Below are 20,926 nucleotides of genomic sequence, written 5' to 3'. Positions count from 1 at the left end.
GCTTTCAAGGAGAAGCCTGGCTTTGGCCCTCGACATGAAGTCGATAGAAGATGACGGCGTCTTCGAGGGCTACGCGAGTCTGTTCAATCGCGAAGATCTCGGCCACGACGTGATTGCGCCGGGTGCCTTCCGCGACAGCCTGCTGCAACGCGGCGCGGCGCGCATCAAGATGCTCTTTCAGCACGATCCGGCCGAGCCGATTGGAGTCTGGGAAGATATTCGCGAGGACGCACGTGGCCTTTACGTCAGAGGCCGGTTGATGACGGCGGTAGCGAAAGCGCGCGAAGTGTTGGCGCTGATGCGCGCCGGTGCACTCGATGGGCTGTCGATCGGTTTCAAGGCGGAGAAGGGGCGTCGCAATGCGGCGACCGGCGTGCGCCGTCTCGAGAAAGTCGATCTCTGGGAAATTTCGGTGGTCACGTTTCCGATGCTGCCGGGCGCGCGCGTCGAGAGTGTGAAGGCGCGGCCGTTCAAAGCTGCGGCGCCGACCGAACGTGAATTCGAGCGCTGGCTCACGCGGGATGCTGGGCTGACGCGGATGGAGGCCAGGGCGGTGTTCCGCTCGGGTTTCCACGGTCTCAAGGCTCTGCGGGACGCGGGCCGGACCTTTGACGACGATGCCGGGCTTGCCGTTCGCTTCAGAGCGGCGGCACGGCAGATTTCACCGGCAACGTAAGACAAGCCAACTCCGTAGTTGTCATCCCGGGCGAGCCATTTGGCGAGACCCGGGACCCAGGGCAACGAGAGTGTGCTCTGGGTCCCGGCTCTTCGCTGCGCTTCGGCCGGGATGACAACGTGAGTTGCCTGTCAACACCCTAAAACAGGACAACACCATGACCGACACGACTCCCCTCGAAACGAAAGGGGCGGGCGGGGAAACCGCGCGCGCTTTCGAAGAATTCCTCGAAGCATTCGACGCATTCAAGGAAACGAACGACGAGCGCCTCGCCGAAATCGAGCGTCGCGGCACCGCCGATGCGCTGACCGCCGAAAAGCTGGCGCACATCGAGGAAACGCTCGACAGCACCAAGCGGCTGGCCGATGGCCTGGCGCTCAAATCGGCGCGGCCACACCTCGGCCCAGGTGCAGCTGATCCTGCTTCACAACTTGCGCACAAGACGGCGTTCGACGGCTACGTCCGCCGCGGCGACGCGGGGCGCCTCGCTCGCATCGAGGAGAAAGCACTGTCAGCCGGCTCGGGCGCCGACGGCGGCTATCTCGTGCCGGCCGAAACGGAAGCGACGGTCAACCGCGCGTTGAAGGCCATCTCGCCGATGCGCGCCATCTCCGGTATTCGCCAGGTGTCTGGGTCGGTCTACAAGCGGCCGTTCGCGACGACTGGCGTCGGCACCGGCTGGACGGCGGAAACCACGTCGCGCACGCAGTCGGCGACGCCGACTCTCGCCGAATTGCAGTTCCCGACGATGGAACTTTACGCGATGCCGGCGGCCTCGCAAACGCTGCTCGACGATACGATCGTCAACATCGGCGAGTGGCTGGCCGAAGAAGTTCGCCTGGCTTTCGCCGAGCAGGAAGGCACGGCCTTCGTGTCGGGTGATGGCACCAACAAGCCGAAGGGGTTCCTCAGCTACACCGCCGTCGCCAACGGCTCGTGGACGTGGGGCAATGTCGGCTACATCGCAACCGGCGTTGACGGAGCTTTCCCGGCGACGAGCCCTAGCGATAAGCTGCTCGATCTCGTCTACGCGGCGAAGGCGCCATATCGCGCCAACGGCACGTTCGTGATGAACCGCTCGACGGTCTCGGCGGTGCGCAAACTGAAGGACGGCCAGGGCAACTATCTCTGGCAGCCGTCGAATGCACCGGGCGAAGCGCCGTCGCTGATGGGCTATCCCGTTGCCGAAAGCGAGGACATGCCGGACATCGACACGGATACGACGTCGATCGCGTTCGGTGACTTCTCGCGCGGTTACCTGATCGTCGATCGCGCCGGCATTCGCGTGCTGCGCGATCCCTACAGCGCCAAACCCCACGTGCTCTTTTACACGACGAAGCGCGTCGGCGGCGGCATTCAGGACTTCGACGCGATCAAGCTTCTGAAGTTCGCGGCTTAATCCGCTCACGCTGGCTGTTCCGCGCGACTGCGCGGGCCAGCTCCGCGAGGGGCGGCGCTTGCGCCGTCGCCCGGTCGGGCTCACGGCCGCTGGCCGAAGCAATGAATGAAGCTTCAAGTCCGCGCCGGGCGACGCTTGCACACTTGTCATCCCGGCCGAAGCGCAGCGGAGAGCCCGGGACACAGAAGGAATGTCGGTGCTCCGGTCCTGGGTCCTGGATCGCCGCTTTCGTGATGCGTCCGGGATGACAAGATGAACTAAGCCCGCGCCAGGCGGCCGGCTCGCAGAACGCGAGTCGCCCGGCGCGCCGCACGAATCGTCATCCTCGAACGGACGAGCCTGCGAGGCCGTTCGGGGATCCAGCGCGAGAAGTGCCGAAGGCCCAACATTGCGTCTTCGACGAGTTTTGCGCTGGATCCCTGGCCTTCGACGCGGCTTCGCCGCCCTCGGCCGAGGATGACGGTTTATTCCAAATTCCCGTGCGGGTCCCCCTCCCGCCCGCGCGGGATTAAGTGCGGGGCCATCGCAACGCGGTGGTCCCGCATTTTTGTTTGCGCTCGGCGACTCGCGTTCTGCGAGCCGGCCGCCGAGCGCACTCACCGTCGCGCAACTCGATCAACAAGGCCGCGCCTTGCGGCCGGCTCCGCGCAGCGGAGTCCCAAGGCGCAATCAATAAGGAATCCTCATGTCTCTCGTGATGACGACCCCGCCGGCGCTTGAGCCGGTGACCGTGGCCGAGGCCAAGGCGCATCTGCGCGTCGATGGCGACGCCGAGGATATCCTGATCGGCAGCCTCGTTCTGACGTCGCGGCTTCATATCGAGGCGGCGTTGGGGTTGGCCCTCATCACGCAATCTTGGACGCTGGCGCTCGACCGCTGGCCCCGTGGCAATCACATCGATCTTCCGATGACGCCGCTGCAGTCAGTTGATGACGTGCGCGTCGTGAACGGCGCCGGCATTGTAATGATCATCCCCGCGGAGAGCTATCTCGTCGATCTCGCATCGCGACCCGGACGCCTCGTCTGGAACAATACGATCCCGCCCATTCCGGGATTGCCCGCGAACGGCATAGAAATCGATTTCACCGCCGGCTTCGGCGCGACGGCCGACAGTGTTCCTGCGCCGTTGAAGCACGCCATCCTGATGCTAACGGCGCACTGGTACGAGCACCGCGACCCGGACGACATCGGCACCAGCGCGGCGCAAGTTCCAGCCGCCGTATCCGACCTCATCCAACCGTTTCGGACGATCCGGCTATGAAGGCGCCCGTCAAGGCCAGCGATCTGCGCCATCGCGTGACAATCGAAAGCGCGGCGCGGACGGGCGATGGCGCCGGTGGTGCGACGCTCGCTTGGCAGGCGGTCGCCGAAGTTTGGGCGGCGATCTGGTCCCGCGACGTGACCGAGGCGTTCACGCTCGACCGCATCGCAGGGAAGGCGACGCACGATGTCTGGATACGCTACCGGGCCGACGTGACGCCCGACATGCGCATTCGATTTGGAAGCCGCGTGTTCGACATTCTCGGAGCTATCGACGTCGAGGATCGCGGGCATTGGCTGAAGTGTCCGGTAGAGGAGCGCGACCTGTGATCGTCACAGCGAACATCAGCGGCGTCGCAGCCACGGCGCGCGATCGGGCGTCGGCACTGGTGGCCGATGCTCTGGCCAGGCGCGAGGCGGCGTTGCGCTCAGGCGCTGGCAGTTCAAACCGTGTTGCGCCGGACGCCGGCCGGCAAGTCGCATCCGATCCCTTACAGCCAAAGCGAGATAGATGATGTCGAGTTCAGGTTTCGCGCTTCAGCAGGCGATTTTCCAGAAACTTTCGAGCGATGCCGCGACGATTGCGGCGCTCGGCGGCACACGCATTTACGACGACGTACCGGCGCGCGCCGAGTTTCCTTTTCTGACGTTCGGGCAATCGACCGAGCGAGATTGGTCGACGGGAACGGACGCCGGACAGGAACATATCGTGACGCTGCACGTCTGGTCGCGCGGCCATGGTCGAAAGGAAGCGGAAACGGCGATCGCGGCCGCGCGCGAAGCCTTGCACGATCAGGCGCTCGATCTTGCCGGACATCGCCTGATCAATCTGCGGCACGAATTTTCCGAAGCCCGCCGCGACAGCGATGGCGAGACATTTCACGGCATCGCCCGCTTCCGCGCCGTGACGGAAGCCGAATAGCACGAACCTCACTACAGCCCGTGCCTGGCGGCCGGCTCCCCGGAGGGGAGTCGCCAGGTACCATTCAAAACGAAAGTTGCAAACATGGCAGCACAAAAAGGCAAAGACCTTCTCCTGAAGGTCGATACGACCGGCGCCGGTGTCTACGTGACGGTCGCCGGGCTCAGGGCTCGCGGCCTGTCGATCAGCGCCGAGACGGTCGAGATCACCAATACCGAGAGCGTCGGACAGTGGCGCGAACTGCTGACGGGTGCCGGCGTCAAGGCGGCGCGAGTCACGGGCTCGGGCGTCTTCAAGGACGGCGCATCGGATGAGACCATCCGCGACTACGCCTTCAACGGCACGATCAGACGCTGGCAAGTTGTCGTGCCGGACTTCGGCACGATCGAAGGGGCGTTCCAAATCACGGCACTCGATTTCAGCGGCCGCCACGACGCCGAGATGACGTTCGAAATTTCGCTTGAAAGCGCCGGTGAGCTGACGTTCACGGCGATCTGATCACACCCAATTCGGCATCCTCGATCAAGCGCAAGCGAAGATCGGAGATGACAAGTAAGGGCGCCGGCGGCCGGCTCCGCGTAGCGGAGTCGCCGGCGCCAAAGAAAAAACCGCCGGCTCGCGGAACGCGATTCGCCAAGCGCCAAACAAAGAGTTCTTTCATGGCCAATCAACACCGCGGCGAGATCGAAGCAAGGCTTGACGGCGTCACGCATCGGCTCGTGCTGACGCTCGGCGCGCTCGCCGACCTCGAGCACGCTTTCGGCGACGATGACATGCTGGCGCTCGCGACGCGGTTCGAGAAGGGGCGCCTGTCGGCGCGTGATTGCGTACGCGTCATCGCGGCAGGATTGCGCGGAGCCGGAGAAGCAATCACCGATGAGGCCGTCGCCGCCATGCAAGCCGAGGGCGGCGCCGCAGGTTACGTCGATATCGTCGCGCGCCTGCTCAACGCCACGTTCGGCGGCGAAGTCACATCGCAATCCTCGAGGACCGGCGGGGAGGGCGGTGCCGAAGCGCGCGTCCCTTTCGCTGGGGGCTCGTGATGGAGATCGGCCTTGGCGTGCTCAGCCTATCGCCGCTGGTCTTTTGGGCGATGACGCCGCGTGAACTTCAAGCGGCGCTGAGCGGGCGCTTCGGGCCGGGCGGCGGCAACGATCGGATATCGCGTTACGACCTCGATGCGTTGATGCGTCAGTTTCCTGACCACAAGGACGTCTAATGCCACAATACGACGATCAGCTCGAGACGTGGAACGTCAAGGTTACGGCCGACACCAGCGACCTCGAGGACAAGTTGCGCACGACGAGCCGCCTCGGCCGGCAGTTCTCGACCTCGCTCATCTCGGCGTTCGATGACATCGCGATCAAAGGCAAGAACGTCGGCGATGTTTTCAAATCGCTGGCGCTGACAGTCTCGCAAATGGCTTTGAAGTCGGCGCTGCAGCCGCTGACCACGGGCCTCGCCTCGGCGTTCCAAGGTTTGCTGACCGGCACGCTGCCGTTTGCGAAGGGCGGCGTCATTCAGCAGGGCACGCCGATGCCGTTTGCGAGCGGCGGTGTCATCGCAAGTCCGATCTCGTTTCCGCTTGCCGGCGGCGCGTCAGGTCTCGCCGGTGAAAAGGGGCCCGAAGCAATCATGCCGTTGACGCGCGGTTCCGACGGGCGTCTTGGCGTTGCAGCGGCGGGCGGCGGCGGACAGCACATCACGATCAATATCTCGACGCCCGATGCGCAAAGCTTCAGCCGCTCACAGACGCAAATCGCTGCGATGATCGCCCGCGCCGCCGCAGCGGGTCAGCGGAATCTATAGTCCGAGCAGGCCCGCCCTTCATCTTCACATTCAAACAGCGATCCAGGCATCATGTCATTTCACGACGTGCGATTTCCGACGGCGATTTCACGCAACGCCCAAGGCGGTCCGGAGCGACGCACCGATGTTGTCGTGCTCGGCTCGGGATTTGAAGAACGTAACAGCCGCTGGGCCGACAGCCGCCGCAGTTACAATGCCGGCTACGGCGCCAGGTCGCTCGACGATCTCTATCAGATCATCGCGTTCTTCGAAGAGCGGCGCGGACGGCTGCACGCGTTCCGCTGGCGAGATCCGATGGACTGGAAATCGTGCCCGCCGAATTCCGCGACGTCGCCACTCGATCAGGTGATCGGAACCGGCACCGGTACACGCGCGGCGTTCCAGCTGCAGAAGACGTACGGCAGCGCCTTCGCTCCCTGGACCCGGGACATCAAGAAGCCCGTTGCCGGCACGCTGAAAATCGCCGTCGCCGGCGTCGAGCAAACAGCCGGAACCGATTTTGCGGCCGACGCCTCGACTGGCATCGTGACGTTTCTTGCCGGGCACATACCTGCGAGCGGTCAAAGCGTGACGGCCGGCTTTGAGTTTGACGTGCCGGTGCGCTTCGACACGGACAAACTCGAGATCAATCTTTCGGGCTTCACGTCGGGAGCCATTCCGAACATTCCAATCGTGGAGGTCAGGCTATGAAGGCGCTGTCGCCGGATCTTGCGGCCCACCTGGCGTCGGGCGCGACGACGCTCTGCTGGTGCTGGCGCGTCGTGCGGCGCGACGGCGTTGTCCTCGGCTTCACCGACCACGACCGGGCACTGACCTTTGACGGCACAACTTATGAAGCGGCAAGCGGATTCACGGCGAGCGACATAACCGATGGACTTGGTCTCTCTGTCGACAACCTCGAGGTGACCGGCGCGCTCTCATCTGCAACGCTGACCGACGACGATTTGGCGGCCGGCCGCTACGATGATGCGCGCATCGAAATCTATCGCACCAATTGGGCTGATACGAGCCAGCGCGTACTGATGCGCTCGGGAAGCATCGGCGAGGTGCGCCGCACCGGTACGGGATTCACGGCCGAACTTCGCGGGCTCGCGCACTACCTGCAACAGCCCAAAGGGCGCTTGTTGCAGCTCACCTGCGATGCCGATCTCGGCGACGCGCGTTGCATGGTCGATTTGTCGTCTCCGGCCTTTCACGGTGAAGGCGCGATCACGGCCGCGCACTCGGCACGCCGGTTTACGGTCTCAGGGATCGACGGGTTCGAGAACGGACTTTTCTCGCGCGGACTTTTCTCATTCACGTCGGGTGCGTCGGCGGGCCTGAAAGTCGAGGTCAAATCGCATGCCAAGCTCGCGAGTTCCGTCACGATCGAATTGTGGGCCGAAGCGGAAGGGCCGGTCGCCGGCGACACGTTCGTCGTCACAGCTGGCTGCGACAAGCGCTTTGCGACATGCAAGGCGAGGTTCGCGAATACCATAAATTTTCGCGGCTTTCCGTCGATCCCGGGCAATCAGTTCTTAACGCAAGTCGGACGCAAGAGCTGACAATGCAGCAACGATTGACACGCGAAGCCATCGTCGCGGCGGCGCGGGCGTGGCTCGGCACGCCCTATCATCATCAAGCCAGCGCCAGGGGCATCGGCACCGATTGTCTTGGGCTTGTGCGCGGCGTCTGGCGGGACCTCTATGGATCGGATGCCGAAACCCCTCCCGCGTATAGCCGCGACTGGGCCGAGGCGGGCGGTCGCGAGACGATGCTGGAGGCCGCTTCCCGGCATCTTGAACCGATCAAAATCTCTGCGATCGACGTTGGCGACGTCATCGTCTTTCGCTTGCGCAGTGGTGTTGTCGCGAAGCACTCGGCAATCGTCTCGGGCCCATCGACGATGATCCACGCAATGGAAGGCGCGCCGGTCAGCGAGGTTGCGCTTTCGCATTGGTGGCGGCGGCGCATTGCCGGCGCGTTCCGGTTTCCTGATTTGTCCGAAGGTAATTGAAGCATGGCGACACTTGCTCTCGCTGCGGTCGGGGCTGCAGTCGGCGGCAGTTTGCTGCCTGCCGGTGTCGGCTTCCTCGGCGCAACGCTGTCGGGCGCCGCGATCGGTTCGCAGATCGGCGCGTTTACCGGCGCCTACGTCGACAACGCGCTGTTCGGCGCCTCGGGGCAGAGCCGCGCCGTCGAAGGTCCGCGACTGAGCGACCTCAGAGTCACGGCGTCGACCGAAGGCTCACCGCTGCCGCGCATCTATGGCCGGGCGCGCGTCGGCGGTCAGGTGATCTGGGCAACGGATTTCGAAGAAGAGATCGTCAAGACGACGGAATCGGCCGGCGGCGGAAAAGGCAGCTCGGGCGGCGACACGTCGATCAGGCAATACCGCTACTACGCGAACTTTGCGGTCGCACTCGGCGAGGGCGTGGTGACGCGCGTCGGGCGCATCTGGGCCGACGAGCAAGAAATCGATCTGTCGCGCATCACGTTCCGGCTGCACGCCGGCACCGAAACCGATAGCGTCGATAGCCTGATCGCGGCGCGCGAAGGTGCTGACAACGCTCCCGCCTATCGCGGCGTCGCCTACATCGTGTTCGAGCGGCTGCCGCTCGCCGATTACGGCAATCGCATTCCGCAACTGTCGTTCGAGGTCTTCCGCAGCGTATCGGACGCGGGCCAGGACGTCCGCGGCGTCGTGCTGATCCCCGGAGCCGGCGAGTTCGTCTACGCGACGGAGCCTGTGCATCAGACGTTCGGCGACGGCGTCTCGCAATCGGAGAATGTCCATCAGTTGCTCGGGGCGACCGACTGGCAGGTCGCCATCGATCAGCTCGAGGCGGCGCTGCCAAACGCCAAATCCGTATCGCTGATCGTCAGCTGGTTCGGAACGGATCTGCGTGCAGGTGCATGCAAATTGAAACCCGGCGTCGAGACGCGCGATAAATCAACGGGCCCGCTGCAGTGGTCAGTTGCCGGCGTGACGCGCGACAGCGCCTACGTGATCAGCACGCGCGACGGCAACGCGGCTTACGGTGGCACGCCGTCGGATCAGACGGTCGTCGCCGCGATCCGCGATTTGAAGGCGCGTGATATCAACGTGACGCTGACGCCGTTCATTCTGATGGATGTCGCCGAAGGCAATACGCTAGCCAATCCCTACGGCGGAACGGTTCAGCCCGCGTATCCCTGGCGGGGCCGCATCACCTGTCATCCGGCGCCCGGTGAGGCGGGCACGCCGGACAAGACGACGCCGGCCGCTGCGCAAATCGCAGAGTTTGTCGGCACGGCATCGCCCGCAAACTTCTCATTGGCCGGCGATACGGTCCGCTATTCCGGCCCGGACGAATGGTCGTTCCGGCGCATGGTCTTGCACCAGGCGTACCTGGCCAAAGCCGCGGGCGGTGTCGATGCATTCGTCATCGGCACGGAATTGCGCGGGCTGACGCAGGTCCGCTCGACCGCCGACGCTTATCCGTTCGTCGCAGCGCTGATCGCCCTTGCCGCTGACGTGAAATCCGTACTCGGCCCCTCGACAAAGGTGCTCTACGCCGCCGACTGGTCGGAATACTTCGGGCATCAGCCCGCCGACGGCTCGGGCGACGTTTATTTTCATCTCGATCCGCTCTGGTCGTCGGCTGACATCGACGCGATCGGGCTCGACGTCTATTGGCCGCTCGCCGATTGGCGCGATGGCCGCGATCATCTCGATGCGCTCGCCGGGGCGTCGTCGACCTACGACCCGTCGTATCTCAAAGCGAACGTCCAGGGCGGCGAAGGTTACGACTGGTATTATGCCTCGAGCGCCGACCGCAACGCCCAGGTTCGAACGCCGATCACCGACGGCAGCGGCAAGCCGTGGGTGTTTCGCTATAAGGACATTCTCGCCTGGTGGTCGAACGAGCATTTCAATCGGCCCGGCAGCATCGAGAGTGCGTCCCCGACGTCGTGGGTACCGCAGTCGAAGCCATTCTGGATCATGGAGACTGGTTGCCCCGCGGTCGACAAGGGCGCGAACAAGCCGAACGTTTTCGTCGATCCAAAGAGCTCCGAATCGACGCTGCCCTATTACTCGCGCGGCATCCGCGATGATCTGATTCAGGCACGCTGTCTCAAGGCGTTCCGCGACGCTTTCGACTGGACAAAGAGCGGCTATGTGGAAGGGCTCAATCCGCTCTCGGCGATTACCGGTGAGCGGATGGTCGACCTCGATCACATCCACTTCTACTGCTGGGATGCTCGACCCTATCCGGCATTTCCTTACGCGACATCCTACTGGAGCGACGGCGACAACTGGGCACTCGGCCACTGGCTCAATGGCCGGCTCGGCAGCGCCTCGCTCGATGACCTCGTATCGCAAATCCTGATAGATCAAGACTTCACCGACTTCGATGCCTCGGCGTTGACAGGAACGGTGCCCGGTTACGTGATCGACCGGACGATGTCGGCGCGCGATGCGATGCAACCGCTCGAACTCGCGTACTTTTTCGACAGCATCGAAAGCAGCGGCAGAATAGTTTTCCGGCACCGCGGCCACGCCGCACCGGCCATGACACTGACGACCGATAACTTGGTCGAGGAGCGGCCGGACGACGCTCTCTACGAGTTGACGCGCGGCCAGGAAACGGAACTGCCGGCATCCGCGAAGGTGCGCTACATTTCGAGCGCCGACGTCTATCAGCAGGCCGTCGCCGAGGCGCGTCGCCTGACAGGCGCCAGCGGCCGTGTCGCGGAAGCCAACCTGCCGATCGTCCTCGACGACAATCTGGCGGGCGCGATGGCAGAGAGCTGGCTCTACGAAACGTGGGCGGCGCGCGAGTCCGCCAAATTCAAGTTGCCGCCATCAACACTGGCACTCGAGCCGGGCGATGTCGTTGAGGTCGAGATGGCCGGGCGCAACAGGCTTCTGCGGCTGACGGATGTTTCCGAGCACGGCGTTCGCGATATCGAAGCGCTGAGTATCGATCCCGACGTTTACGATCAGATCGATGCGCCGTCGCGGCCCGCGCCGCAGCCTGCGCACGTGCAAATCGGTCCGCCTGCGGTGGCGCTGATGGACCTGCCGCTGTGGAACGCGTCGGCCGCGCCAGAGTCCGGATACGTCGCGGCGATGCAAAAGCCGTGGCCCGGCAGCGTCGCGCTTTATGTTTCGCCGCAAACGACCGGGTATCAGTTGAAGGCCATCGCCGGCGTACCCGCAACGCTTGGGGTCACGCTCGATCCGCTGACGGCGGGTCCTGAGGGCCGCATCGATCGAAAGGCGCGATTTCGCGTGCGTGTGACGAACGGAACGCTCGTCTCAGCCGACCTCGTGACGATGCTCGGCGGCGCTAATCTCGCGGCCATCCGCAATGCAAACGGTGATTGGGAGATTGTTCAGTTCCTGACGGCGACGCTCGTCGATGTGCAGACGTACGAGATCAGCGGTCTTCTACGCGGCCAGCTCGGAACCGAAGCGGCGATCGCCGATCCGCTCGCCGCGGGTGCCCAGTTCGTACTGCTTGACGGCGCCGTGGCGCGCGTTCCGATGCAAGGCAGCGAACTCAAGCTGCCGTTCAATTGGCGTTACGGTCCCGGCAATCGCGGCATCGGCGATGCGTCCTACGTCACCGTACCGTTCACATATCAGGGTCTCGGATTGCGGCCGCTTTCTCCTGTCCACGTCAATGGCGTTCGCGTTTCCGGTGATCTCAGCATCTCGTGGATACGCCGCACACGTACGGGCGGTGACAACTGGGAAGTGGCCGACGTTCCACTTGGAGAAGAGAGAGAGACATATGAAGTCGATATTCTCGACAGTGATGATGTCAAACGCACGATCGCCACTTCAACGCCGGCGGTTCTCTACACCAGCGCCCAGCAGATCGCCGACTTCGGCGGCGTCCAATCGGCCGTTTCGATTCGTGTCTATCAAACGAATGTAGCGTTTGGCCGGGGCTCAGCACGCGCGGCCGTGATCTAGGACGTCGCCCTGGATGGCCGGGTCAAGCCGGCCATTGAGTGTTGAGCAAAATCCGGCTCCGAAGTTTGCAACATGAAAGTGAAACATGGACCAACCAGCGTGGCTTGAGGCCGCGTGGGCCGAATTCGGCGTGCGCGAAATTCCGGGCAAGGAGGACGCCGCTGAGATCCTGCGCTATTTCCGTGACGCCGGCGATACCAGTGCCGCAAGCGAAGCGACGCCGTGGTGCGCGGCGTTCATGGGCGCGATGCTGAAGCGTTCTGGACATGCCGGCACGGGGTCGCTGCTGGCGCGATCCTATCTCGATTGGGGCGACTCTCTCGAAACGCCGCGCATCGGCGCCGTGACCGTGCTGGCGCGCGGCGACGATCCTAATGCCGGCCACGTCGCGTTTTATCTCGGCGAGACCGCGGACAAGCTGTTTCTGCTCGGCGGCAATCAGGGCGATGCAGTCACGGTCGCCGCCTACGACAAGGCCCGGTTACTCGGACTTCGCTGGCCACGGGAAGAAGCCGAGGCCGACTCCGACGGCGATGACACGATTTTCCTCAAGGCCCTCGCCCACGTCCTCGAAATGGAGGGTGGTTTTTCGAATGACGCTTACGATCCGGGCGGGCCGACCAACCGCGGCATCACGCTCGACACCTACGCGGCCTTCAAGGGTGAAACGATCGGCGCGGAAACGCGCCCTCGGCTGATTTCGGAACTGAAGTCAATTCCCGATGACACCGTGCGGGCGATCTACCGGCAGCGCTACTTCAAGCCGTCGATGTGCACGGCGTTCACGGCACCGTTGGCGCTGATGCATTTCGATGCCGCCGTCAATCACGGCGTCAGCGCCGCAATCCAAATGCTTCAGGGCGTGGCGCGCGTGACCGTCGATGGCGAGATCGGCCCGGAGACACTTTCGGCAATCGGATCGCGCAGCGTCGTCGATCTCATCGACGATTACGCCGAGGTGCGCCGCAGCAGGTATCGCGCGCTTCCGCACTTCTGGCGCTTCGGCCGCGGCTGGCTGAAACGCGTCGATGCAACTTTGGTGCTCGGCCGAGCGTGGGCCGGCGCCGAGGCTACGAACCGCGGGCTGCTGGAGCCGGCGCAAATCGCAAAAGGAGAACTCGAAATGGACAATGGAACGACAGGCGCGACGGCAACCGATGACAGCAGCAAGTGGTGGGCACACTCAAAAACGATGTGGGGCACGATAATTACGGCTGCCGCAACCGTCATTCCCGTGCTCGGACCGGCCCTGGGCATCACGCTGCCGGCAGACGTCATCACGACCTTCGGCGACCAGGCATTGACGGCGGTTCAGGCGCTCACGGGGCTATTCGGCACGGTGCTTGCCATTTACGGCCGGCTCAATGCGGCGAGCCCGCTAACTCTGCGCAAGGGTTAACGCGCATGGTCGATTTGGCGCCTGGCGGCGGCCGTTCCCCGTATTCATTCCTGGTTCAACACGGTATCGTTAGCTTCGCCAAACCTCTGAAAGAAAGCGGATGGCCGGATTGGGTATAACGGCTGTGATTTCGGCTGCGGCAATGGTTTTGCTGCAAGGGCCGGCCATTGCCGACGACTGCCTCAATGATTGGGGGCTGGCGGGCCAGATCGTACGGCAAGAAAAACTTATAACCGTCGAAGAAGTCGCCAAATCGCTGACCGCGGACGGGGTCGGACAGCTCGTCAAGACGACGCTCTGCCGGTCCGCCGAGGGTTATTTTTACCGCATCGTCATCCGCAGCCCGACGGGACAGCTCAAGAGTAGCGTTATGTCTGCCAGGAGCCGGTAAGCGGTACCCTGAACTTACTTCCGTCACGGGGTCCTCTAATAACCGGCGAACGAGGCATCTGGGGAAGAGGGGTCAGACGTGCGCGCGCTCGTCGTCGAGGACGATAAAGACTTGAACCGTCAGCTGGTAGGAGCCCTGGCAGATGCCGGCTTCGCCGTTGATGCGGCGGCGGACGGCGAAGAGGGCTATTTCCTCGGAGACACGGAGCCCTATGATGTCGTGATCCTCGATATCGGCCTGCCGAAGATGGATGGCATCTCGATCCTCGAACAGTGGCGGCGCAGCGATCGCAAGATGCCGGTCATCTTGCTGACCGCGCGCGATCGTTGGAGTGACAAGGTAACCGGCATGGACGCCGGCGCCGACGACTATCTCGCCAAGCCCTTCCACATGGAAGAGCTGCTGGCCCGCGTGCGCGCCCAGGTGCGCCGCGCCTCCGGTCATGTCAAATCCGAGATCGAATGCGGGCCGCTGCGGCTCGACACGAAGTCGGCGCGCGTGACGTGCGAAGGTCTGCCGGTGAAGCTGACGTCACATGAGTTCCGGCTGCTGGCCTACCTGATGCACCACAACGGCCGCGTCGTGTCGCGCACCGAACTTGTTGAGCACCTCTACGACCAGGATTTCGATCGCGACTCGAACACGATCGAAGTCTTCATTGGTCGATTGCGTAAAAAAATTCCCGGCGATGTGATACAGACGGTCCGCGGCCTCGGCTATCGCATGAGCCACGGACCCGATGAGGCTTAACTCACTTGCGCTGCGTCTCTTCGCGACTTCGGCGGCATGGACGCTTCTCGTCCTGCCGCTTGCGGGTTACATCATCTATTCTCTGTACCGTGAAGACGTCCAACTGAGCTTCGATGCGCAGTTGAAGAAGCTGTTGACGCAGATCACCATCGACAGCATGAGCACCACCGGCGACACACCGGTCATGCCGCCCAATCTCTACGAGCCGCTGTTCGAAGTTACACAGTCCGGCTGGTATTGGCAGATCCGCCCGATCGATGGGGCTCCTGGACGCACACTTGTTTCGCCGTCTCTTGCGACGGCTGTCCTTCCGTCTCCCTACGATCGCAAGTTTCCGACCGACGATACCGGCACCCGCTGGATGAACGTGCCGGGACCGACCGGCACGACGATCCGCATTCTCGAGTTTATCGATTCACCCGGTCACGATCCGGCGAATACGAAATATTCGATCATCGTCGCGGGACCGCTCGACTGGTTCGAGGAGACGATTGCGAGATTCCGCACGCGTCTGACGACAGCCTTGGCGCTTGTAGGCCTCGGGCTGTTGGGCGTCACGGTGTTCCAGGTGCGGTTTGGCCTCTTGCCGTTGCACCGCATCGAGCGCGGTCTTGCAAGTATTCGCTCGGGCGAAGCAGAGCGCCTCGAGGGGCAATTGCCGGCCGAAATCGAACCGCTGCAGACCGAACTGAATGCGCTGATCGAGTCCAATCAGGATATTATCGATCGGGCACGCACGCAGGTCGGCAATCTCGCTCACGCTCTGAAGACACCGCTTGCCGTCATCACCAACGAGGCGCGCGACGATGAAACGACGCTCGGCTCCAAGGTTGCCGAGCAGGCACAGCTGATGCGCGATCAGATCAGCCACTATCTCGACCGGGCCCGCATCGCGGCGCGCGCCGGCGTCATCGGCCGGGTCACGCCGCTCGAACAGACCGCTCAGTCGCTCGTCAGGGCCGTCGAGCGCATTCATGGCGAGAAAGGCATCGCGCTGGTTGTGACCATACAGCCCGGCGCCAAGTTTCAGGGCGAGAAGCAGGACCTCGAGGAGATGCTCGGCAATCTCCTCGACAATGCCTGCAAGTGGGGGAAAAGCCGCGTTTATCTAACGGCGACGATCGAGACGTTGCAGGCGTCGTCTCAACGCAAGCAATTGAGAATCGCGGTCGAAGACGACGGGCCAGGGCTTTCGGTTGAACAGCGCGCTAAAATCGGTAAGCGCGGCATGCGCTTGGATGAAACGAAGCCGGGTTCTGGCCTCGGACTCTCGATTGTCAGCGATCTTGCTGCGTCTTATCGCGGACGGCTGACGCTGGAGGCTTCCGAGCATGGGGGCCTTAAAGCCGTGCTCGGCCTGCCTGCCGCCTGATCGAAAAGCCTTTCTAGAGTTTTTTTCTCCACCAAAGTGCTGCATTGCAGCATCAGGTCGCAACTCATTTGGCCTGCCAGAATTGTGGTGGATTTCCGCCTTGTCGAAGGCACAATATCGGTCTAGCCAGGAGTTTCAGGTTCGCGCCGGATGGGGCTATGCGGCGCGGGGGAAGCTAACCGACAACGAGGTTCGCCATGCGCGTTGCGCGCTTTACGATTCCGCTGATTGTGGGCGCCTTTTTGGCCGCGTGTAGCAACGGCCAGGGAGGGATCGATCACACCGACACCGGTCTCGTGCTCGGCAGTGTCGCGGGCGGCGTTGTCGGAAATCAGATCGGCAAGGGTCGTGGCAATGTGCTGGCCACCGTCGGCGGCGCGGTTGTCGGCGGCATCATCGGAAGCCAGATCGGCGCCAGCCTTGACGAACGCGATCGCAAGCTGGCACAGGAAGCCGAATACGACGCTTTGGAGCGTGGACAATCCGGCGTTACGCGGAACTGGCGCGATCCGGACAATGGCCACTACGGTGAAATCGTTCCGAGCCGGCCCTATAAACGCGGTGTCGCCGATTGTCGCGATTACACGCACACGATCTACATCGATGGGCGGCCAAAGCAGATGCGCGGAACGGCGTGTCGTAATCCAGACGGAACGTGGGAGAACGTCGGCTGATGCGGTGCAGCGAGCGCGTTTCCTGCTGTTCGCGCGATTAAGCCAGGTCCGCGACACTTGAGCTAATCCGTGCCTCGCAGCTTGCCTGGGCCTGACGCCGATCCTATTCCCTGCGCATCGAGCTGAGGATCGCGCGACGATGCTGTTTTGGATATTAGTGGGCGTTTTGGTGGCGGGCGTGACGCTCGCCATTACGCGACCGCTGACGCGCTCAGCGGGTCCACCTGTCAAAGCCGCTGATGCCGACATCGCCGTCTACAAAGACCAGTTGAGAGAAGTCGTCGCCGACGCGGCACGTGGAAGTCTTGCGGCCAGGGAGGCAGAGGCCGCAAGCGCTGAGATCGCGCGCCGCCTGTTACGCTCCACGGAAACAAACGCCAAGTCGCCGGATGGTGGACCCGGCGGACGGGGTCGCTTTGCAAAGCCCATCTACGTCGTGACGTCGATCGCGTTGCCCGTCGCAAGCCTAGCGCTCTACCTTGCATACGGCGCACCCGGATTGCCTGGGCAGCCTCTGAGCGAGCGGATCGCGACGGCGTCCGACACGATGAAACCGAACGATCTGGTCGCCAAGGTCGAGGCTCGCCTTCGCGATCATCCTGACGACGGAACCGGCTGGGATGTCATCGCGCCAGTCTACTACGCCATGGGCCGCTATGCGGATGCGGCGGAGGCATACGGCAACGCACTTCGATTGGTTGGTGAATCGCCGCGGCGGCTGCAGGGGTTCGCCAACGCGCGGATCAGGGCCGAGGATGGTGTCATTCCGCAAGATGCCAAGAAAGCCCTTGAACGCATTCTCGTCATGGCCCCGGACTCGAAAGAGCCGCGCATCTGGCTGGCACTCGCAAAGGAACAGGACGGTCACCTCACCGATGCCGCCGCCGATTACCGCAAACTGATTGCAGAGGCACCGGCCGATGCGCCGTGGCGCAAGGTTCTCGAAGAGCGCCTCGCGGGGCTCACTCCCGGCGCCGGCAAGGGCGCGGCCGACAGCAACGGCAAGCAAGCCGATGGCGCCACGCCGTCATCGACTCCCGACGCCGCGGCCGTCAGTGCAATGAGCCCTGAGGAACGCCAAGCCTTCATCGGGCGTATGGTCGATGGGCTCGCTGCGCGTCTGAAGGCGGATGGAACGGATGCAGCCGGCTGGCTGAAGCTCATTCGCGCCTATGACGTCCTCGGCCGCCGGGACGACGCAATCAAAGCCTTGAATGATGCAAGGACTGGATTGAAAAACGATAAGGGCGGTCTCGCCAGCGTCGAGGATCTGGCACGTCAACTCGGGCTCGGAAGCTAAGATGGAAGGCGGCGAGACGCGATGACAAGAAAGCAGAAACGAGGAGTTCTGATCGGCGGCGGCGTCGCGACGCTCGGCTTGGCGCTGATCCTCGTTATGTTTGCACTGAAAGACAGTATCGTCTTCTTTCACATCCCGAGCGATGTTCTGGAGAAGGGCGTCAAGGCCGGCGAACGCATCAGGCTTGGTGGACTCGTCGAAAAAGGCTCCGTCGTGCGCGGCCAGGGGACAACGGTTACCTTCAGAGTAACCGATACCCTGAAGGACATTCCGGTGACGTTTACGGGCGTTTTGCCTGATCTCTTTCGCGAAGGGCAGGGCGTCGTCGCCGAAGGCGTGATCGATGGCAACGGCAACTTCAAGGCCGACACCGTGCTCGCCAAGCACGACCAGAATTATATGCCGCCGAACGTTGCGAAGGCGCTAGAAGCAAAGGGCGTAAAGCTTGGCGAAAGTGCCCATCCGGATGCACTGAAGGCCGAGGCACCTTAAAGAGGGCAAGCTGCCGTGATCGTCGAATTCGGACATTTCGCATTGATCCTCGCGCTGCTCGTCGCGACTGTGCAAGTAGTCGTGCCTGCCTTCGGTGCATCTCTCAGAGACGACCGCATGATGCGCGTCGCAGAGCCCGCGGCGGTGTCGCAGCTATTCCTGATCGCCATCGCCTTTTTTGCGCTGATGTACGCTTACGTGACATCGGATTTTTCGGTCGCCAACGTTGCCGCGAATTCGCATTCGACGAAACCGCTGATCTACAAAATGGCGGGTGTGTGGGGCAATCACGAAGGCTCGATGCTTCTTTGGGTGTTGATCCTCGCACTGTTCGGCGCGGCGGTGGCTCTATTCGGAAACAATCTCCCGCCGACGCTCAAAGCCCGTGTGCTTTCGGTGCAGGCGTCGATCGCGGTGGCGTTTTTGCTTTTCTCGCTGCTGACGTCGAACCCGTTCGTGCGTCTCATTCCGGCGCCGTCGGATGGCAACGGTCTCAATCCGATCCTGCAGGATCCCGCTCTCGCCTTCCACCCGCCGTTTCTCTACACCGGCTATGTCGGCTTCTCGATCGCCTTTTCGTTTGCGATCGCGGCGTTGATCGAAGGCCGGATCGATGCGGCCTGGGCGCGCTGGGTCAGGCCCTGGACTCTCGCGGCCTGGATGTTCCTGACGATCGGCATCGCGATGGGCTCGTGGTGGGCCTACTACGAACTCGGCTGGGGCGGCTGGTGGTTCTGGGACCCGGTCGAAAACGCCTCCTTCATGCCGTGGCTCGCCGGAACCGCGCTTCTCCATTCCGCCCTCGTCATGGAAAAGCGCGAGGCGCTGAAAATCTGGACCATCCTGCTCGCGATCCTGACGTTCTCACTGTCGCTGATGGGCACATTCATCGTGCGGTCAGGCGTGCTGACCTCGGTGCACTCGTTCGCGGTCGATCCGACGCGTGGCATTTTCATTCTGGCAATTCTGGTCCTGTTTACAGGTGGTGGCCTGGCGCTGTTCGCGCTGCGCGCCAACACCATGCAGTCGGGCGGACTGTTTCAGCCGATCAGCCGCGAAGGCAGCCTGGTCCTCAATAACCTGCTGCTGGTGACGAGCACCGCGACTGTACTCGTCGGCACGCTGTATCCTATGGTGCTCGAGGCTTTGACCGGCGCCAAGATCTCAGTCGGACCACCGTTCTTCAATATGACGTTCGGACCGCTGATGGTGCCGCTGCTTATGGCGCTGCCGATCGGCCCGATGCTGGCGTGGAAGCGCGGCGATTTGGCGGGCGTAACGCAACGCCTGGGGTTCGCTGTTCTGGCGGCGATCGTCGCCATCGTTGCTGTTTCGGCGATGACGCATCGTGGGCCGTGGCTCGCGCCGTTCGGAATTGCGCTCGGCGTTTACGTGATGGCCGGCGCGGCGATCGAATGGGCGAACCGCATCAAGCTTGGAAGTGTCTCGCGCAGCGAGGTGATAAGGCGCGCAACGAACCTGCCGCGCTCGAGCTACGGCACGCTGTTTGCGCATTTCGGCATCGGCATGCTTGTCGTCGGTATCGTCGCAACCAGCGCCTACCAGGAAGAACACATCCTGGTTATGAAGCCCGGACAAAGCCTGGCGGTCGGCGGCTTCGACGTGACCTTCGCCGGCGTCGACACCGGGCGCGGGCCGAACTATCGCTCAGATATCGCTGACTTCGACGTCAAACGTGATGGTGCGTCCGTGACGCGGCTGACGCCTGCGAAACGGCTCTACGATGCGCCGCCGCAGACGACGACCGAAGCCGGCATTCATGCCTCCTGGCGTGGCGATCTCTACTTGGTCATCGGCGACGCGCAGCCAGAAGGCGGCTACGCCGTCCGCGCCTATTTCAATCCTCTCGTCCGGTTTATTTGGCTCGGAGCGCTGATCATGTTCATCGGCGGCGGTATCTCGCTCTCCGATCGTCGGCTGCGTGTCGGCGCCCCTTCACGATCGCGGCGGCCGGTTGCCGTACCGGCGGAGTAGCACCGATGCGGCGTCTACGAGTCCTGTCGGTTGCTCTATTGTCGATATGGGCCATTTTGGCGAGCGTATCTGCAAGTCTGGCCGTGCAGCCGGGGGAGATGTTGCCCGATCCGGCGCTCGAAAAGCGTGCCCGCATCATTTCTTCAGAACTGCGCTGCCTCGTTTGCCAGAATGAGTCGATTGACGACAGCAATGCGCCACTGGCAGCCGATTTGCGACGGCTGGTCCGGGAGCGCCTCACGGCACATGACAGCGATGCTCAAGTGGTCGACTACATCGTGGTGCGCTACGGCGAGTTCGTGCTGCTGAGGCCGCGCTTTGAACTCTCGACGCTGCTGCTTTGGCTGACCCCGCTTCTCGTACTGCTGGCCGGTATCGTGCTTGTAGCGCGATCATCGGGACGTACGGCGACCTCCCAAAGCGACGCGCTGTCGGAGGAGGAAAAGGCGAAGCTGGCGCAAATTCTCTCCGACGAACGGCGCTGACTTTCGCTCCCGTTTCCGTCGCGCCGGCTAGGTTTGTAACCAACGCCTTTTTGCC

The 20,926-nt window shown here is 63.0% G+C and carries 22 protein-coding genes; all 22 read left to right on the top strand.

Annotated features, from left to right (window positions below; genetic code table 11):
* Positions 1–34 precede the first annotated feature (34 nt).
* Entirely contained in the window at positions 35–676 is a 642-nt protein-coding gene (locus VN623_RS02775; RefSeq protein WP_325567893.1) for an HK97 family phage prohead protease, read from the top strand.
* 157 nt (positions 677–833) lie between these two features.
* Entirely contained in the window at positions 834–2,075 is a 1,242-nt protein-coding gene (locus tag VN623_RS02770; protein WP_325567891.1) for a phage major capsid protein, read from the top strand.
* Between the two features lie 685 nt (positions 2,076–2,760).
* Entirely contained in the window at positions 2,761–3,336 is a 576-nt protein-coding gene (locus VN623_RS02765; protein ID WP_325567889.1) for a head-tail connector protein, read from the top strand.
* Entirely contained in the window at positions 3,333–3,665 is a 333-nt protein-coding gene (locus VN623_RS02760; protein ID WP_325567887.1) for a phage head closure protein, read from the top strand. Before VN623_RS02765 ends, VN623_RS02760 begins: the two co-directional genes overlap by 4 nt.
* A gap of 184 nt (positions 3,666–3,849) precedes the next feature.
* The gene (locus VN623_RS02755; protein WP_325567885.1) at positions 3,850–4,257 is read left to right on the top strand and encodes a DUF3168 domain-containing protein; all 408 of its coding nucleotides are present in this window, start codon (positions 3,850–3,852) and stop codon (positions 4,255–4,257) included.
* 84 nt (positions 4,258–4,341) lie between these two features.
* The gene (locus VN623_RS02750; protein ID WP_325567883.1) at positions 4,342–4,755 is read left to right on the top strand and encodes a phage major tail protein, TP901-1 family; all 414 of its coding nucleotides are present in this window, start codon (positions 4,342–4,344) and stop codon (positions 4,753–4,755) included.
* A gap of 161 nt (positions 4,756–4,916) precedes the next feature.
* Positions 4,917–5,300, top strand: coding sequence for a gene transfer agent family protein (locus tag VN623_RS02745; protein WP_325567880.1), 384 nt, complete (start codon positions 4,917–4,919; stop codon positions 5,298–5,300).
* Positions 5,300–5,476 (top strand): phage tail assembly chaperone, encoded by a 177-nt coding sequence (locus VN623_RS02740; RefSeq protein ID WP_325567878.1) that lies wholly within the window; start codon positions 5,300–5,302, stop codon positions 5,474–5,476. Before VN623_RS02745 ends, VN623_RS02740 begins: the two co-directional genes overlap by 1 nt.
* Entirely contained in the window at positions 5,476–6,066 is a 591-nt protein-coding gene (locus VN623_RS02735; protein ID WP_325567876.1) for a phage tail tape measure protein, read from the top strand. The genes VN623_RS02740 and VN623_RS02735 overlap by 1 nt, the downstream gene beginning before the upstream one ends.
* A 51-nt stretch (positions 6,067–6,117) precedes the next feature.
* Positions 6,118–6,756: a DUF2460 domain-containing protein gene (locus VN623_RS02730; RefSeq protein WP_325567874.1), complete on the top strand. Its 639-nt coding sequence runs from the start codon at positions 6,118–6,120 to the stop codon at positions 6,754–6,756.
* Entirely contained in the window at positions 6,753–7,610 is an 858-nt protein-coding gene (locus tag VN623_RS02725) for a DUF2163 domain-containing protein (RefSeq protein ID WP_325567872.1), read from the top strand. Before VN623_RS02730 ends, VN623_RS02725 begins: the two co-directional genes overlap by 4 nt.
* Positions 7,611–7,612: 2 nt before the next feature.
* A complete protein-coding gene (locus VN623_RS02720; protein WP_325567870.1) occupies positions 7,613–8,062 on the top strand; it encodes an NlpC/P60 family protein in 450 nt (149 codons plus the stop codon).
* A 3-nt stretch (positions 8,063–8,065) separates the two neighbouring features.
* A complete protein-coding gene (locus VN623_RS02715) occupies positions 8,066–12,013 on the top strand; it encodes a baseplate multidomain protein megatron (protein WP_325567868.1) in 3,948 nt (1,315 codons plus the stop codon).
* A gap of 85 nt (positions 12,014–12,098) precedes the next feature.
* On the top strand, positions 12,099–13,412 hold the full coding sequence (locus tag VN623_RS02710; protein WP_325567866.1) for a TIGR02594 family protein: 1,314 nt from the start codon (positions 12,099–12,101) through the stop codon (positions 13,410–13,412).
* A gap of 100 nt (positions 13,413–13,512) precedes the next feature.
* Positions 13,513–13,803 (top strand): hypothetical protein, encoded by a 291-nt coding sequence (locus tag VN623_RS02705; protein WP_325567864.1) that lies wholly within the window; start codon positions 13,513–13,515, stop codon positions 13,801–13,803.
* Positions 13,804–13,881: 78 nt separating this feature from the next.
* On the top strand, positions 13,882–14,553 hold the full coding sequence (locus tag VN623_RS02700; protein WP_325567862.1) for a response regulator transcription factor: 672 nt from the start codon (positions 13,882–13,884) through the stop codon (positions 14,551–14,553).
* Positions 14,543–15,925 carry a sensor histidine kinase gene (locus tag VN623_RS02695; protein ID WP_325567860.1) on the top strand — a complete coding sequence of 461 codons (1,383 nt, stop codon included), beginning with the start codon at positions 14,543–14,545 and terminating at the stop codon, positions 15,923–15,925. Before VN623_RS02700 ends, VN623_RS02695 begins: the two co-directional genes overlap by 11 nt.
* 197 nt (positions 15,926–16,122) lie before the next feature.
* The gene (locus tag VN623_RS02690; protein WP_325567858.1) at positions 16,123–16,599 is read left to right on the top strand and encodes a glycine zipper 2TM domain-containing protein; all 477 of its coding nucleotides are present in this window, start codon (positions 16,123–16,125) and stop codon (positions 16,597–16,599) included.
* Between the two features lie 139 nt (positions 16,600–16,738).
* Entirely contained in the window at positions 16,739–17,899 is a 1,161-nt protein-coding gene (gene ccmI / locus VN623_RS02685; RefSeq protein ID WP_325567856.1) for a c-type cytochrome biogenesis protein CcmI, read from the top strand.
* Positions 17,900–17,920: 21 nt separating this feature from the next.
* Entirely contained in the window at positions 17,921–18,391 is a 471-nt protein-coding gene (ccmE, locus tag VN623_RS02680) for a cytochrome c maturation protein CcmE (protein WP_325567854.1), read from the top strand.
* 15 nt (positions 18,392–18,406) lie between these two features.
* Positions 18,407–20,386, top strand: a complete 1,980-nt coding sequence (locus VN623_RS02675; RefSeq protein ID WP_325567852.1) for a heme lyase CcmF/NrfE family subunit — start codon at positions 18,407–18,409, stop codon at positions 20,384–20,386.
* Positions 20,387–20,391: 5 nt separating this feature from the next.
* Complete coding sequence (locus VN623_RS02670; protein ID WP_325567850.1) at positions 20,392–20,871, top strand: cytochrome c-type biogenesis protein; 480 nt, start codon at positions 20,392–20,394, stop codon at positions 20,869–20,871.
* Positions 20,872–20,926: the final 55 nt, after the last annotated feature.

It is taken from the genome of Hyphomicrobium sp., assembly GCF_035572195.1.
Classification (GTDB): domain Bacteria; phylum Pseudomonadota; class Alphaproteobacteria; order Rhizobiales; family Hyphomicrobiaceae; genus Hyphomicrobium_B.
This window is presented reverse-complemented; position numbering and strand designations above follow the sequence as displayed.

Bases quoted from the DNA above. Each gene is read 5' to 3' on its own strand.
- VN623_RS02690 (WP_325567858.1), top strand. From the start codon at position 16,123: ATGCGCGTTGCGCGCTTTACGATTCCGCTGATTGTGGGCGCCTTTTTG.
- ccmI (WP_325567856.1), top strand. From the start codon at position 16,739: ATGCTGTTTTGGATATTAGTGGGCGTTTTGGTGGCGGGCGTGACGCTC.
- VN623_RS02755 (WP_325567885.1), top strand. From the start codon at position 3,850: ATGTCGAGTTCAGGTTTCGCGCTTCAGCAGGCGATTTTCCAGAAACTT.
- VN623_RS02760 (WP_325567887.1), top strand. From the start codon at position 3,333: ATGAAGGCGCCCGTCAAGGCCAGCGATCTGCGCCATCGCGTGACAATC.
- VN623_RS02740 (WP_325567878.1), top strand. From the start codon at position 5,300: ATGGAGATCGGCCTTGGCGTGCTCAGCCTATCGCCGCTGGTCTTTTGG.
- VN623_RS02705 (WP_325567864.1), top strand. From the start codon at position 13,513: ATGGCCGGATTGGGTATAACGGCTGTGATTTCGGCTGCGGCAATGGTT.
- VN623_RS02670 (WP_325567850.1), top strand. From the start codon at position 20,392: ATGCGGCGTCTACGAGTCCTGTCGGTTGCTCTATTGTCGATATGGGCC.
- VN623_RS02765 (WP_325567889.1), top strand. From the start codon at position 2,761: ATGTCTCTCGTGATGACGACCCCGCCGGCGCTTGAGCCGGTGACCGTG.
- VN623_RS02725 (WP_325567872.1), top strand. From the start codon at position 6,753: ATGAAGGCGCTGTCGCCGGATCTTGCGGCCCACCTGGCGTCGGGCGCG.
- ccmE (WP_325567854.1), top strand. From the start codon at position 17,921: ATGACAAGAAAGCAGAAACGAGGAGTTCTGATCGGCGGCGGCGTCGCG.
- VN623_RS02750 (WP_325567883.1), top strand. From the start codon at position 4,342: ATGGCAGCACAAAAAGGCAAAGACCTTCTCCTGAAGGTCGATACGACC.
- VN623_RS02770 (WP_325567891.1), top strand. From the start codon at position 834: ATGACCGACACGACTCCCCTCGAAACGAAAGGGGCGGGCGGGGAAACC.
- VN623_RS02710 (WP_325567866.1), top strand. From the start codon at position 12,099: ATGGACCAACCAGCGTGGCTTGAGGCCGCGTGGGCCGAATTCGGCGTG.
- VN623_RS02735 (WP_325567876.1), top strand. From the start codon at position 5,476: ATGCCACAATACGACGATCAGCTCGAGACGTGGAACGTCAAGGTTACG.
- VN623_RS02745 (WP_325567880.1), top strand. From the start codon at position 4,917: ATGGCCAATCAACACCGCGGCGAGATCGAAGCAAGGCTTGACGGCGTC.
- VN623_RS02730 (WP_325567874.1), top strand. From the start codon at position 6,118: ATGTCATTTCACGACGTGCGATTTCCGACGGCGATTTCACGCAACGCC.
- VN623_RS02720 (WP_325567870.1), top strand. From the start codon at position 7,613: ATGCAGCAACGATTGACACGCGAAGCCATCGTCGCGGCGGCGCGGGCG.
- VN623_RS02775 (WP_325567893.1), top strand. From the start codon at position 35: ATGAAGTCGATAGAAGATGACGGCGTCTTCGAGGGCTACGCGAGTCTG.
- VN623_RS02695 (WP_325567860.1), top strand. From the start codon at position 14,543: ATGAGGCTTAACTCACTTGCGCTGCGTCTCTTCGCGACTTCGGCGGCA.
- VN623_RS02715 (WP_325567868.1), top strand. From the start codon at position 8,066: ATGGCGACACTTGCTCTCGCTGCGGTCGGGGCTGCAGTCGGCGGCAGT.